Below are 13,608 nucleotides of genomic sequence, written 5' to 3'. Positions count from 1 at the left end.
CGGGGTCAGCCGGTTGAGCCGGTTCGGTCGTCGCCGGGTCAGCCGGTCGGCGGGCGCAGCTCCATCGTGCAGCACTTGACGCTGCCGCCGGCCTTGTGGAACTCCGACATGTCGACCGGCACCGGGACGAACCCGCGGCTCCGCAGCGGCGTGTGCAGGCCCTTCGCGGCGCGCGGCAGCAGGACGTTGCGGCCGTCGCCGACCGCGTTGAGCCCGAGGACCGCGGCGTCCTTCTCCGTGGCCAGGAGGGCGTCCGGGAAGAGGCGTTCGAGGACGGCGCGGCTGCCCGGGGTGAAGGCGCCCGGGTAGTACATGATCTCGTCGGCCGTGTCGTCGAGCACCGCCAGCGCGGTGTCGAGGTGGTAGTAGCGGGGGTCGGTGAGTTCGAGGCTGATCACCGGGCAGCGGAAGAACTCCTGCGCCTCGTCGTGCGCGAGCGGGCTGCTGCGGAAGCCCTGCCCGGCCAGCAGCCAGGAGGACGTCACCGCGAAGTCGCCCTCGCCTTCGTTGACGTGGTCCGGTTCACGGATGTCGGGGTAGCCGTGGGCGCGGAACCAGGCGAGGTGCGCGGGGGCCTCGGCGGTCCGCTCCGGGTTGGCGAACCGCGCGCCCAGCACCCGGCCGTCCACCACCGTGGCGCCGTTCGCCGCGAAGACCATGTCGGGCAGGTCGGGCAGCGCGTCCATCACCTCCACGGTGTGGCCGAGCGCGCGGTAGCGGTCGCGCAGGTCCTCCCACTGGAACAGGGCGAGCGCCGGGTCCACCGGTTTCTTCGGGTCCATCCAGGGGTTGATGCTGTACGTCACTCGGTAGTGCGCCGGTGGGCACATCAGGTACCGGCGGGGCGTCGCGATGCGCAATGGGGGCTCCTCGGGGGATGGGTGAGTGCCTGACTTGCACGAGCGCCCTCCCGTCGGACGGTCGGCCCGAGGGAGGACGCGGGGTCCTACGAGTGCATTGTGCGCTCATTCGGGTGCCCCTGACCCGCCCGGGTGCCCCGTTCTGTCGGCCGAGGGACCACCTGCCGGTGGTGGGCTTGTCGCGCAGTTCCCCGCGCCCCTTGCATACTGCGGGTCCTCCTGCGGCAAGCACGGTGGGAGCCGCACATATCCAGGGGCGCGTGGGGGTACCTCCCAGGCGAAGCTCTGGGGGAGAACTGCGCGACCAGCCCACCACCGAGGGGTGGTCCCCGAACCGACAGAACGCACCACCCCGGAGGGTCAGAACCCGATCGCTTCGCGGAGGAGGAGGACGGTGCCGCGGTCGGGGAGGTGTTCCGCGTTGAGGACGAGAACGCGGTTGACGGCACTGGGCCACCCGTACGCCTCGCGGGTGCGGGCACTTTCCAGCGGGAGGCAGTGCTCTTCGACGCGGCGCAGCGCGGTGTCGAGGTCGGGGACGACCTTCTGCGCACCGACGACCCAGATCGCGCGGGCGGCGCCGCCGGCGTAAGCGGGCAGTTGGCTGCCGCTGCCGGAGGCGATCACGAGGGAGCCGGTCTCGGTGAGCGCGGCGACGCTGCCCACGATGACGTCGGGGACGGCGAGCAGCCGCCGGATGTCGTCGGCGCCGGTGACGCGGTCCATCGCGAGGACGCGTGGCTTGACGGCGTCGTACCGTCCACCCGCGTTGATGTCGTCGTCGATGCCGGACAGGCGGAGGGTCTCGCTGGCGGCGGTGAACACGCCGGCGCCCTCCGGGATCAGCTCTTCGACGCGGGCGCGCGCGGCGGCGGCGTCGTCGAGGATCTCCACGGTGAAACCGTGTGCGGCCAGCGCGGCGGCGGCCCGCTCCAGGCGCTGGGCGGGTGCCGCTTCGGCGAAGGGCGTCGCGGGTATTTCGGGCGTCGCGGATGTTGCGGATGTCGCTGCGGTCATGATGTCGGTGGACTCTCTGCTCGCCGGAAGGGGTGTCCCTCTCAGCGGTTCGACAACGCGGGCCGCCGGAGTGTGAGGCGGCGGCACCGGCCTCACACTCCGGCGGGCTGTGTTGTCGTAAAGGGGAGGACGGAGACGAACCGAGGGAGCCGTCGGCACCATGACCACCCGAACCGGGCGAGTACACGGCCGGCCCGATCCGGGCCTGGACGCGTTCCTGAGCGAGCGGCGCCGGCTGGTCAACCTGGCCTACCGGCTGCTGGGCTCGCTGGCCGAGGCCGAGGACGCCGTCCAGGAGACCTTCGCGCGCTGGTACGCCATGTCGCCGCGGCAGCAGGAGGCCATCGCGTCCCCCGGCGCCTGGTTGACGACGGTCGCCGGCCGGATCTGCCTCAACCTGCTCGGCTCGGCGCGGGCCCGGCGGGAGACCTACGTGGGCGAGTGGCTCCCCGAGCCGCTGCCGGACCGTACGGAGTGGATCGACGGGCGGCCGGGCGCGGCGGCCGAGGTGGACCCGGCCGACCGGGTCACCCTGGACGAGTCGGTGGATCTGGCCCTCCTGGTCGTGCTCGAAGCGATGACTCCGGCCGAGCGCGTCGCGTTCGTCCTGCACGACGTCTTCCGGTACTCGTTCGCGGAGGTGGCCGGCATCGTCGGCCGTACGCCGGCGGCCTGCCGGCAGTTGGCCTCCTCGGCCCGCCGCCGGGTCCGCGCCTCGCGGCCCTCCACGACCGCGTCCGCCGAACGCACCCTTGTCGTCAGGGACTTCAAGCAGGCGTGGGAGGCCAAGGACATCGGCGCGCTGATCTCCCTGCTCGACCCCGACGCCACCGCGACCGCCGACGGCGGCGGCCTCGCCGCGACCTTCGTGCGGCCGATCGAAGGCGCCGGGCGGATCGCCCGCGCGTGGATCGAGATCGCCCGCCGCCGGCCCGACGACATGACCTTCCTGGAACGCACGGTCAACGGCCGGCCCGGGCTGGTCGCCCTCCAACGCGGCCGCGCCGTCACGGTCTTCGCGTTCGACGTCGCGGACGACCGGATCAGGCGGATCTGGGTCGTCCGCAACCCGGAGAAGCTCCGCTCCTGGAAACCGAGTTGACGTGCGGGCCCGTTCTCAGCCGGCGACGCGGGCCGCGTCGAGGCCGGTGAGGATCTGGTCCACGGTCTGGTGGGGGGTCTGGTGCGACGTGTCCAGCCAGAGCCCGCGGCGCGGGGTGTCCCGGCGCAGCGCCTCGTCCAAAGCGTCGATCGTCCAGGGGCCGCCGTAGCCGTTCTTGGGGCGGTCGGCCTCCCGCATGGCGACCGCGTCGGGGCGGGGCGCGAGGACGACCAGATACCGGGGCCTGGTCGTCACGGCGTCGAGGTAGGTGTCCAAGTGGCCGCCGAGCACGACGTCTTGGACGATCACCGTCCAGCCCTCCCGCGCGTACAGGTCCGCGACCGCGGCGGACGCCCGGTGGCGCAGCCGCAGTTGGGCCGTTGCCTCGGTGCTCGGCCGCGGGGTGAACTCCTCGCGCCCGGAGACGATCATCCGCCGGAAGCCGTCGCCGCGCAGGTGCACGGAGCGCGCCAGCCGCTCGGCCGGCAGTTGGGCGACGGTGGACTTCCCGGACGCCATGACGCCGGTGACGAGCACGACCGCGGAACCGAGTTCCCGCACCTGTTTGCCTCCGTCTTGTCCGGCCGAGTGGACACGAAACGTCTCGCCACGCCCCCGACGGATCTGCCGAGGAGCAGGTTCGGTGATCGCGAGGAGCCGACACGGCAGGCCAACTCCTTTTTTCACAAGGGGTGATGACCATGACTATGCTCCCTTCCGCCGGTGCTGGCGATCCCGCCTGCGGCCCGTCGGGCGTGCACAGGACCGGGGAGTAGGAGAAGCAACTCATGCACATCAAGGACAGCGAGCTGACCACCACGTTGTCGGCGCAACTGGGAGAGAAGCTCGAAGCGGCGGCGTACGCGCGGCTGAACACCGCGCTCAGCCCCGCTCGCATGCTCACGCCGCTCGGCAACTACCTGGTCGCCAGGCCCGCGGCCCGATCGGCGGCCCGCAAGATCACCGATGCCACCGACGTGCCGATGGACGCGGCCATGGTGCTGGGGATCACGGCGGACGCCCTGCACGTGTGGAAGGCGGACCCGATGCTCAACCAGGTGCACGACCACCTCGGTTCGGTGCCGCTGTCCCGCATCACGGGGCTGCGGGTGGAGGGCGGCCGCACCTGGCAGGACGTGCGGATCATCCTCGACGACGGCAACGAGATCACCCTCCAGGCGCGCGGCGAGATCCACGCGATCGCGAGTGCCTACGACCAGCGGGGCGCGGGCGCCTGACCAGCGCGGGGCCCGAGGCAGGCACTGCCTCCCCACCATGGGCTACCGGCGCGGCAGCACCACCGGCAGGCCGGTGCGGGGGTGGCGGAAGACCTCCACCGGGTGCTGGTAGACCCGGGTGAGCAGGGCGGCCGTGAGGACGCGGGCGGGGGAGCCGTGGGCGGTGAGGCGGCCGGCGGACAGCACGGCGACGCGGTCGGCGTGCGCCGCGGCGAGCCCGAGGTCGTGCAGGACGACCACGACGGCGCGGCCGGCGGCGGCCTGATCGCGGCAGACGCGCAGGACGAGTTCCTGGTGGCGCAGATCCATCGCCGCGGTCGGCTCGTCCAGGAGGAGGAGCGGCGCCTGCTGGGCCAGGACGCGCGCGAGGGCGACGCGGGCGCGCTCGCCGCCGGACAGCGCCGGATACGGCCGCCCGGACAGGGCGTGGACGCCGGTGGCCGCCATCGCGCCGGCGACCGCGGCATCGTCGTCGCCGGTGCCGTCGCCGGCGCCGCGCCCGGCCCAGGGCGCCCGCCCCATCCGGACCACCCGGTCGACCGTGAACGGGAAGGCGAGCGGCGCGGACTGCGGCAACACCGCCCGGCGCAGCGCGAGTTGCGCCGGCGTCCAGCTCGCTACGGGCGCGCCGCCGACCAGCACCTCGCCGCGGCCGGCAGGTCGCCCGCGAGCGCGGCCAGCAGCGTGGACTTGCCCGCGCCGTTCGGGCCGACCAGGGCCAGCACCTCCCCGGCGGGTACGGCCAGCGACACGTCCTTCAGCACCGATCGCGCGCCGAGCCGTACCCGCAGCGCGCGGGCCCCGGCGAGCACGTCGCCGGGCCGGGCCGGGTCCGGAGGTGCGGGCCGGCGCGGGAAGAGCCCCGTACCGGCCGGTCCGCCGCGCAGCCGAGCGACGCCCCGACCGGCACCGCGAGCACCACCCGTGGCACCCGCACGTCCCACAGCACGGACTCGCCGACCCGGTCCAGCCGGTGGCCGCCGAGCCCGATCCGGTGCGCCACCGACGCCACGACGTCCCCGGTACCGATGTGGTACGCCCCCACGCCGACCGACAGCAGCGCGAGCAGCACCAGTCCGACGGACAGCGCCGTGCCGAGTACGGCCTCGCGCCGCGCGACGCCGGGCCGGACAGCGGCCAACCGGCGTGTGGGATACGGCAGTTCGGAGGGTTCCGCGATGCACGCGAGTGGACCGACGGCCGTATCCGCGGCCATATCCGCTTCTGCAACAAGGGGGCTGTACGGGACCACCGCTGACCTGCCGCCATATGCGCCGGCGGCACCCGTACGCGTACGTGCCCCCACCGAACGACCCGCCGCTCCGGGTGACGTGGGCCGGGGGTGCCGGCGGGCGGCCGGGCGGACGGTGGCCACCGCGACCGCCGGCGCCTCGTCCTGCCGGGCCGTCACGTCGCCGACTTCCGTATTCCGTCGGCCAGTTCGCGCAGCACCACATCCGTGCGCGGGCGTGGGGGCACCTCCCAGGCGAAGCTCTAAGGGAGAACTGCGCGACAAGCCCCCACCGGCAGGTGGTCCCTCAGCCGACAGGACGGGGCACCCCGGGGGGTCAGGCGCCCGCGAGCTCCGCCAGCAGGGAGCCGTTGAAGGTGAAGGCGAGGCGGGACTCGGCGATGACGCGGTCCTGGTCGGCGGCGTCGAGCGGCATCGCGTCCAGCAGGGTGCGGTACTCCCGCTTGAAGGCGGCCGGGTTGGGGATCGCGTCGAAGACGTAGAACCGCACGCCGTCCCCCTTGTGGTCGAAGCCCCACGTCTTCTGCGCGGTGTCGCGCACCACCTGCCCGCCGGAGAGGTCGCCGAGGTAGCGGGTGTAGTGGTGCGCGACGTAACCGGCCGGCCAGCTGGCGGCGACCTCGGCGATCCGCGCGGTGTACGCGGCGGTGGCCGGCACCGGGACCGCCTTCTGCCGCCACCCGGGACCGCGCAGGTGGTCCAGGTCACGCTCCAGCGAGGGCACCCGCAGGAGTTCGGGGTACAGGAACGGCCCGGCCACCGGATCGTCGGCGAGCGCGGCGGAGCCGTCCTCCAGCGCGCGGTACACGAACCACAGTTGCTCGGTGTAGCGGGCGTACGCCTCGACGCCGAGGCGGCCCCCGAGCATGTCGCTCATGAACTCCGTGTTGTTCACCTGGGTGTGCAGGTCCTGGCTCGCGGTGCGGATGACGGTGGAGAAGGGGGCGGCGACGGGCAGCGGCGACAAGGTGAACTCCTGAACATCGGTCGGGCGGGGACTCAGGTCCACCTAAGTAAGGCTTGCCTAACTTCTTTCGTCAAGACCTTGCCGACACCCCGTCGGTAAAGGTTGCACGGGAACACTTCCACCCCGAGTGGCTGTTCAATCCAGCCAGGAGGCAGGATGGCCTCCACCGTGGGCGTACCGTGTCGAGTACCGCCGGTGGCCCCGGGGGCGAGGGAAGGAGCTCGATGGCAGGCAGGAACAGGTTGTCCGGCTGGTTGCGCCGAGGCGCGGACAGTGGGTCGTCCTCCTCGACCGCCGCCCGCCCCGCCCGGGCGCCGCGCTCCGCCCGCGGCTCCCGCTCCCGCCCCTCCGTGCCCGACCCGCGGCGCGACGAACTGACCCGGGCCGCCGCCCAGGCCGGCTTCCGGCTGGTGCCCGCCGCCCACCCCGAGGGCTTCGGCTGTTCCTGCGAGCGGATCGGCTGCCCCATCCCGGGCCTGCACCCGATCTCGCTGGCCTGGCAGACCCAGGCGTCCACCGAGCCGCAGCGCGTCGAGGACTGGCTGCGCACCAACCCGCTGGCGAACTTCGTCACCGCGACCGGCATCGGCCACGACGTGCTCGACGTCCCCGCGGACGCGGGCCGGCTCGCCCTGGAGCGGCTGACCGTCGACGCCGCCACGATCGGGCCGGTCGCCGCCTACGGCGAGGACCGGCTGATGTTCTTCACCGCGACCCGCGGCACCCCCGCCGACGAGGACGAGTGGTGGCCCTGCGAGCTGGACAGCCACCCCGAGACCGCCGACGAGCACCCCGGCATCCGCTGGCACTGCCGCGGCAGCTACGTCCTGCTGCCGCCCGCGCGGCTGCCCTCCGGGAACTCCGTCCAGTGGCTCGACGGCCACGGCCCCGACCTGCCGCTGCCCGACCCGCTGCCCGTACTCGCCGTCCTCACCGACGCCTGCGCCCAGTTCGGCTACGAGTTCGAGCCCGAGTCCGTCGCGTGGGGCCGCTGAGCGAACCCCGGGCAAGCCCGCGGCGAGCCGCACTCACCCAGGGGCACCCACCTACTCTCCCTTCGCGGAGACCAGTCCCGTCAGGCTGCTGAGGAACGTCACCTTCGCGCCGGCCTTCTTCGGCGGCACGGCCACCATGTTCTGGGCGACGCGGGTGAGGGTGATCGACGTCGTGGGAGTGCCCGAGGTGAGCGCCTTCGTGTCCTTGTCGAGCGTGAGCTGGTACCCCGCACGGAAGGTCGCCCGGGACTGGTGGCGCGAGCCGAAGAAGACGATCGCGCCGCCGTCGGTGGTGCGCAGCGCGACGGGCGCGAAGTCGCCGGAGATGTCGGGCTGATCGGCGTACTGGGTCACGGTGTTGGCGGTCCGCGCGGACTTCTCGTGGCTCGTCTTGAGGCCGGAGGTGGCCGGCCCGTCCGTGAACAGCCGTGCCGTGCCGGCCCCGTTCTTCCCGTCGTCCTTCCCGCTGTCCAGGTAGTCGGTGTACTGCGCGCTCAACTGCCCCGGCTGGACCTGCAGATCGGTGCCCGCCAGCGGCAACGCCTCGGCGTGGCCGTGCTTGTCGACCGCGAAGTGCGGCAGCGCGTCGGGCGTGGCCACCCCCAGGAAGTCCGCCATCCACGGCTCGTCGGGGCCGCCGCGGCGGAACGCCAGCAGCCAGCGCGAGTCGCCGTTGCGGTCGGTCTGCGCCTCCGCCACGAAGAACTTCGGCCAGCCGCGCTGCTCGGGGATGAGGAACTTCGCGTGGGAGAACTTCAGCGCCGAGTAATCCTCGTTCCCCTGGGGGTTGTTGGCGTGCTTGGCCCGCACCCCGGCCTGGTCGATCGTGCCCAGCGGCCCGGCCTCGATGGCCGCGATCGCCTGCTCGTCGTACGACTTGGTCGCCTTGTTGTTCTGCGTGGCGAAGTTCGCCAGCACCTTGGCCGCCTCGGCGGGCCGTATCGACGGGATGAGTGCGCGCTCGCCGTGCACCGTCACGCAACCGGCCAGCGGCACGGTCAGCGCGATGGCGGCGGCCCCGAGGCACAACCTGCGGCGGATCATGGCGCGTCGGCTCTCCTTCGTACCCGGTGGGATCGCCGCAAACCCTACCGGGCGCCGCCCGTCAAGGGAGCGTGAGTACCTCGGCTCCTTCGGCCGTCACGACCAGCGTGTGCTCGAACTGGGCAGTCCGCTTGCGGTCCTTGGTGACGACCGTCCAGCCGTCCTCCCACAGGTCGTACTCGTACGTGCCCAGCGTCAGCATCGGCTCGATGGTGAAGGTCATCCCCGGCTGCATCACCGTGGTCGCCCGCGGGTCGTCGTAGTGCGGGATCACCAGGCCCGAGTGGAAGGCGGTGTGGATGCCGTGCCCGGTGAAGTCGCGCACCACGCCGTACCCGAAGCGCTTCGCGTACGACTCGATCACCCGCCCGATCACGTTGATCCGGCGGCCCGGCCGCACCGCCTTGATCGCGCGGTCCAGCGCCTCCCGGGTGCGCTCCACCAGCAGCCGCGACTCCTCGTCCACGTCCCCGACGAAGTACGTCGCGTTGCAGTCGCCGTGCACGCCGTTGATGTACGCGGTCACGTCCAGGTTGACGATGTCGCCGTCCCGCAGCACCGACGAGTCCGGGATGCCGTGGCAGATCACCTCGTTGACCGAGGTGCACAGCGACTTCGGGAAGCCGCGGTAGCCCAGGTCCGACGGGTACGCCTTGTGGTCGACCATGTACTCGTGGGCGATCCGGTCCAGCTCGTCCGTGGTCACCCCGGGCGCCACGGCCTTCGCCGCCGCCTCCATCGCCTGCGCGGCGATCCGCGAGGCGATCCGCATCCGTTCGACGGTCTCCTCGTCCTGCACCTCGGGACCCGTGTACGGGGTCGGCCCCGGCTTGCCCACGTACTCGGGGCGCGGGATCGCCCCGGGCACCTGGCGGGCGGGGGAGAGGGTGCCGGGTACGACCAGCGACTGACCAGACATGCCGACGAGTGTATCCACGGGAGATCGGGCACGATGGGAAGGGGCTGCGCCCGGCAACGGGAGGGGCTCGGCCGGGCCGGGCGGCCCGCACCCGCCGGTGAGCGAGAAGGAGAGCGCGATGGCCTTTCACAAGGCGAACAAGCCCGCGGGGAAGCCGGGGGAGTGGTTCTACTGCCTCAAGCACAAGCGGGTCGAGGAGGGGCCGGACTGCCCCTCCAAGGACCGGTTCGGCCCTTACGCGACCAAGGGGGAGGCCGAGCACGCGATGGAGCGGGTGGCTGAGCGCAACGACGAGTGGGACTCCCGGGAGTAGGTGGCGGTGACCCGCCCGGGTGGGGTGTTCTCGTAGTTGCGGGACCTTGCGGTGGGTGGGTGGCTTGTCGCGGCGTTCTCCCCCAGAGCTTCGCCTGGGAGGTGCCCCCACGCGCCCCTGGGTGTGTGCGGCATCTCCGTGCCTCGCTCGGCTGCTCGCCGTTCTAGTTGGGGTCCTCGCTCGGCCGCAGTCCGGTGGGTGGCTTGTCGCGCAGTTCCCCGCGCCCCTGGGTGTGTGCGGCTCTTCCGTGCCTCGCCGCGTCACATCGGTGGGTGTTTGTCGCGCCGTTACCGGAAAATGCGTTGCCGGGGGAGTGGTGGGGCGGGCAGATTCGCGCGGGTGAAAGTGAAGGGGCTTCTGCCCGATCTCGCGCCTTGGCGCACCTCGCGGGACTTCCGGCTGATGTGGTCGGCGGGGGTGGTGACGAACTTCGGCAGTTTTCTGACGATGGTCGCGCTGCCGGTGCAGATCAAGGAGCTGACGGGTTCCGCGGTCGCGGTGGGTGCGGTGGGCGCGGTGGAGTTGGTGCCGCTGATCGTGTTCGGCCTCTACGGGGGCGCGCTCGCCGACGCGGTGGACCGTAAGACGCTGATCGTCGGGGCGGAGGCGGCGCAGGGCCTGCTGGTGGTGGGCCTGCTGCTCAACACATCGGCCCCGCATCCCGCGGTGTGGCCGCTGTACGCGGGCGCGGCGCTGTCCAGCGCGCTGGCCGGGCTCCAGCGGCCCGCGCTCGACGCGATCGTGCCGCGCATCGTGCCCCGCGACCAGCTCGCGGCGGCCGCGTCGCTGAACGCCCTGCGCTGGCAGATCGGGGCCATCGCGGGCCCCTCCGTCGCGGGCCTGGTGATCGCGTACGCGGGCCTCGGCTGGTCCTACGGCATCGACGCGGTGACCTTCGCCGTCTCGGTCCTCCTCGCCCTGGGGCTGCGCCGCTCGCCCGCCGCGCACGACGCCCGCCCGCCGTCGCTGCGGGGGATCGCCGAGGGGGCGCGGTACGCCTGGAGCCGCAAGGAGTTGCTGGGCACGTACCTGATCGACATGGTCGCGATGTTCTTCGCCTACCCGGCGGCGATCTTCCCCTTCCTCGCGGACGACCTGCACGCGCGCTGGTCGCTCGGCCTGATGTACGCGGCCGGATCGGTGGGGTCGCTGCTGGTCAGCCTCACCAGCGGGTGGGCCTCGCGGGTGCGCAGGCACGGGCGGATGGTGGTGGCCGCGGCGGCGGGCTGGGGGCTGGCGATGGTCTGCGCGGGCTGGTCGGGCCGGATCTGGCTGGTGCTGGTGTTCCTCGCCGCGGCCGGCGCCTGTGACATGGTCAGCGGTATCGGCCGCTCCACCATGTGGAACGCGACCATCCCGGACGGCCTGCGCGGCCGGCTGGCCGGGATCGAGCTGCTGTCGTACTCCACCGGGCCGCAACTGGGCCAGGTCCGCTCCGGCGGTGTCGCCGCGGTCAGCTCCGCGCGGACCTCGGTCTGGTCCGGCGGGCTGGCCTGTGTCGCCTCGGTGGGCCTGCTGGCGCTGGCGCTGCCCGCGCTGATGTCCTACGACTCGCGGGACGCGGCCCCGGTCGACGCCGCCGGCCCCGCCGACCGCCCCGTCCTTTCGGGGTAGCCGCCGGGCGCCGCCGCCCGCGGCATGACCGCCGCGGTCCGCCCGCCGTCCGCCGCTGTGCCGTCCGTTACTGTCCGGGAGGCGCAGGCACCTGCGGGGGCGGGGCGGTGCGAAGATGGGCCGCATGACCGCTGACGATGTGAAGAAGCCCGCCGCCAAGGACCCCTGGGCCCTCCCGGACGTGTCGGCGCTGACGGTGGGAGTGCTGGGCGGAACCGGCGACCAGGGCCGGGGCCTGGCCTACCGCCTGGCGCGGGCCGGCCAGTCCGTGGTGATCGGCTCGCGGGACGCGGCCCGCGCGGAGGCCGCCGCGGCCGAGCTGGCCGCGGGCGAGAAGGGCGCCGCGGGAGTCCAGGGCGCCGAGAACGCGGAGTGCGCCCGCCGCAGCGACATCGTGATCGTGGCGGTCCCGTGGGAGGGCCACGCGAAGACCCTCGAAGCGCTGCGCGAACCCCTCGCCGGCAAGCTCGTGATCGACTGCGTCAACCCGCTCGGCTTCGACAAGCAGGGCGCCTACGCGCTCACCCCCGAGGAGGGCAGCGCCGCCCAGCAGGCCGCCGCGCTCCTCCCGGACTCCCGGGTCACCGCCGCCTTCCACCACCTGTCGGCGGTGCTCCTCCAGGACCCCGCGGTCGAGTCGATCGACACCGACGTCATGGTGCTCGGCGAGTCCCGCGCCGACACCGACCTCGTGCAGGCGCTGGCCGGCCGTATCCCCGGTATGCGCGGCGTGTTCGCCGGGCGGCTGCGCAACGCCCACCAGGTCGAGTCCCTGGTGGCCAACCTGATCTCCGTGAACCGCCGTTACAAGGCCCACGCCGGGTTGCGCGTCACCGACGTGTGACGTCCGGCGGCCCGCCCGGCCGCGCCGCCCCCGACCATTCCCACCAGCACAGGAGCCCGACCGCCATGCCCCGCCTCGCCCTCTACTCCCTGATCGTGTGCCTGCTGGCCGTGGCGGCCGCGGTGGTGTCCTTCGTCAACGGCCAGTGGATCGGGGTGGTCTGGGTGCTGCTCGCCGGCCTCACCAGCAACATGTGCTGGTACTACTACCGCAAGGCGAAGTTGACGGCCGCGGCCGGGCAGCGCGCCGCCGGGTGACCCGACGGCGCGGCTAGGCCGTGTTTTGGAAGTCCCTCCCCCCCTGCCTTCGGCGGGGGAGGTGCCCCCATCCCGTGGCGCCTGGCACGCACGCTCTCCCCCTGCCTTCGGCGGGTGGGAGTGCCTCCGGCGAAGCCAGGGGGAGTGCCCCCAGCGTTGTCGGGCTTGTCCGAGTAGGCCCACTACGAGGACAACCCTCCGCCTTGCGATCTGGGGGCACCCCCACGCCGAAGGCTGTGGGGGAGCACCAGACGCCACGGGCCCCGCCCTTTGGGCGGACGGCGCTACTTCCAAAACACGGCCTAGTGCTTCCAGAACTGGAACAGGTAGTAGCCGTAGCCCGCCATCCAGTCCGGCACCTTGAACCACGTCATCACGTGGTACATCGCGTCGAAGAACTTGACGTTCACCGAGTGGATGTAGAGCACCCCGAAGACCGCGAGCATCCCGAACGGCGCGAACGGCTGCACCTGGCGGCGCACTTCGTGGGACAGCCACGGCTCGATCACGCCGTAGCCGTCCAGGCCGGGGATGGGCAGGAAGTTCATGATGGCCGCGGTCACCTGGAGCAGCGCGAGGAACCCGAGGGCGGCCTGGAAGTCGTGCGGCCAGGAGTCGGCCAGGCCGAGGGTGAACGGCAGCATCAGCAGGATGGCGAAGAGCACGTTGGTGAGCGGGCCCGCCGCCGAGATGAGGCTGTGCCGCAGCCGGCCGCGGATGCGGTTGCGCTCGATGAGCACGGCGCCGCCGGGCAGGCCGATGCCGCCGAGGATGACGAAGATCAGCGGCAGCAGGATGGACAGCGCGGCGTTGGCGTACTTCAGCGGGTTCAGCGTGAGGTAGCCCTTGGCCTCGATGCTGGTGTCGCCGCTGTGCAGGGCGGTACGGGCGTGTGCGTACTCGTGCAGGCACAGCGAGAAGAGCCAGCCGGACAGGACGAACAGGAACACCGCGAAGCCGGCGTCGGACGCGTAGCCCGCCCACACCGCCCAGCCGGAGACCACCATCACCGCGGTGATGCCGAGGAACACCGGGCTGATCCGGCGGTTCTCGCCTCGCCTGGTCATGCGCAGCGGGGTGACGGTCATGTGCGGGCTCCTCGCGGGGGCGATCAGCGGGCGGGGTCGGCGGGCGTGGTCGGCGTCGGGCGGGTCGGCGGTGTGATGCCGCCCGATCATGCCATCCC

General features: G+C 72.7%; 14 protein-coding genes and 2 pseudogenes. 7 read left to right on the top strand and 9 right to left on the bottom strand.

Annotated elements, in window-relative coordinates; genetic code table 11:
* Positions 1–38 precede the first annotated feature (38 nt).
* Positions 39–860, bottom strand: a complete 822-nt coding sequence (gene ddaH, locus OG370_RS11785) for a dimethylargininase (RefSeq protein ID WP_443060653.1) — start codon at positions 858–860, stop codon at positions 39–41.
* Between the two features lie 360 nt (positions 861–1,220).
* Positions 1,221–1,877, bottom strand: a complete 657-nt coding sequence (locus OG370_RS11780) for an LUD domain-containing protein (RefSeq protein WP_328463322.1) — start codon at positions 1,875–1,877, stop codon at positions 1,221–1,223.
* Between the two features lie 160 nt (positions 1,878–2,037).
* Here OG370_RS11780 and sigJ point away from each other — a divergent pair, with 160 nt between their 5' ends.
* Positions 2,038–2,979, top strand: a complete 942-nt coding sequence (gene sigJ / locus OG370_RS11775; RefSeq protein WP_328463320.1) for an RNA polymerase sigma factor SigJ — start codon at positions 2,038–2,040, stop codon at positions 2,977–2,979.
* Positions 2,980–2,994: 15 nt separating this feature from the next.
* Here sigJ and OG370_RS11770 read toward each other — a convergent pair whose 3' ends face one another.
* Positions 2,995–3,540, bottom strand: a complete 546-nt coding sequence (locus tag OG370_RS11770) for an AAA family ATPase (protein ID WP_328463318.1) — start codon at positions 3,538–3,540, stop codon at positions 2,995–2,997.
* A gap of 227 nt (positions 3,541–3,767) precedes the next feature.
* On the opposite strand from OG370_RS11770, the gene OG370_RS11765 reads away from it, so the two are divergent.
* Complete coding sequence (locus OG370_RS11765) at positions 3,768–4,217, top strand: hypothetical protein (protein ID WP_328463316.1); 450 nt, start codon at positions 3,768–3,770, stop codon at positions 4,215–4,217.
* Positions 4,218–4,259: 42 nt separating this feature from the next.
* Here the strand turns inward: OG370_RS11765 and OG370_RS11760 are convergent.
* The 3 genes and pseudogenes from OG370_RS11760 to OG370_RS11750 form a co-directional block, all read right to left on the bottom strand.
* A pseudogene (locus tag OG370_RS11760) lies at positions 4,260–5,104 on the bottom strand (heme ABC transporter ATP-binding protein).
* Positions 5,098–5,433 (bottom strand): annotated as a pseudogene (locus OG370_RS11755) (iron chelate uptake ABC transporter family permease subunit); the annotation flags it as partial. The pseudogenes OG370_RS11755 and OG370_RS11760, both read right to left, overlap by 7 nt.
* 352 nt (positions 5,434–5,785) lie before the next feature.
* Positions 5,786–6,436 carry a biliverdin-producing heme oxygenase gene (locus OG370_RS11750; RefSeq protein WP_328474018.1) on the bottom strand — a complete coding sequence of 217 codons (651 nt, stop codon included), beginning with the start codon at positions 6,434–6,436 and terminating at the stop codon, positions 5,786–5,788.
* 224 nt (positions 6,437–6,660) lie between these two features.
* Between OG370_RS11750 and OG370_RS11745 the strand changes: the two genes are divergently transcribed.
* Positions 6,661–7,431, top strand: a complete 771-nt coding sequence (locus OG370_RS11745; protein ID WP_328463314.1) for a bifunctional DNA primase/polymerase — start codon at positions 6,661–6,663, stop codon at positions 7,429–7,431.
* 51 nt (positions 7,432–7,482) lie between these two features.
* On the opposite strand, the gene OG370_RS11740 is transcribed toward OG370_RS11745, so the two are convergent.
* Both OG370_RS11740 and map read right to left on the bottom strand, forming a co-directional pair.
* The gene (locus OG370_RS11740) at positions 7,483–8,475 is read right to left on the bottom strand and encodes a hypothetical protein (protein ID WP_328463312.1); all 993 of its coding nucleotides are present in this window, start codon (positions 8,473–8,475) and stop codon (positions 7,483–7,485) included.
* Between the two features lie 61 nt (positions 8,476–8,536).
* Positions 8,537–9,394, bottom strand: coding sequence for a type I methionyl aminopeptidase (gene map, locus OG370_RS11735; protein WP_328463310.1), 858 nt, complete (start codon positions 9,392–9,394; stop codon positions 8,537–8,539).
* A 118-nt stretch (positions 9,395–9,512) separates the two neighbouring features.
* Here map and OG370_RS11730 point away from each other — a divergent pair, with 118 nt between their 5' ends.
* From OG370_RS11730 to OG370_RS11715, 4 genes are all read left to right on the top strand, one after another.
* The gene (locus OG370_RS11730; RefSeq protein WP_328463308.1) at positions 9,513–9,707 is read left to right on the top strand and encodes a hypothetical protein; all 195 of its coding nucleotides are present in this window, start codon (positions 9,513–9,515) and stop codon (positions 9,705–9,707) included.
* A gap of 297 nt (positions 9,708–10,004) precedes the next feature.
* Positions 10,005–11,321: an MFS transporter gene (locus tag OG370_RS11725; RefSeq protein ID WP_443060652.1), complete on the top strand. Its 1,317-nt coding sequence runs from the start codon at positions 10,005–10,007 to the stop codon at positions 11,319–11,321.
* Positions 11,322–11,445: 124 nt separating this feature from the next.
* A complete protein-coding gene (npdG, locus tag OG370_RS11720; protein ID WP_328463306.1) occupies positions 11,446–12,165 on the top strand; it encodes an NADPH-dependent F420 reductase in 720 nt (239 codons plus the stop codon).
* Positions 12,166–12,230: 65 nt separating this feature from the next.
* Positions 12,231–12,422 carry a hypothetical protein gene (locus OG370_RS11715; RefSeq protein WP_328463304.1) on the top strand — a complete coding sequence of 64 codons (192 nt, stop codon included), beginning with the start codon at positions 12,231–12,233 and terminating at the stop codon, positions 12,420–12,422.
* A gap of 302 nt (positions 12,423–12,724) precedes the next feature.
* Here OG370_RS11715 and OG370_RS11710 read toward each other — a convergent pair whose 3' ends face one another.
* Entirely contained in the window at positions 12,725–13,510 is a 786-nt protein-coding gene (locus tag OG370_RS11710; RefSeq protein WP_443060861.1) for a site-2 protease family protein, read from the bottom strand.
* Between the last annotated feature and the right edge of the window lie 98 nt (positions 13,511–13,608).

Origin of the sequence: Streptomyces sp. NBC_00448 (assembly GCF_036014115.1) — a bacterium.
Taxonomy (GTDB): Bacteria; Actinomycetota; Actinomycetes; order Streptomycetales; family Streptomycetaceae; genus Actinacidiphila.
The sequence above is the reverse complement of the archived record's forward strand: the minus strand, read 5'-3'. Positions and strand labels throughout refer to the sequence as shown.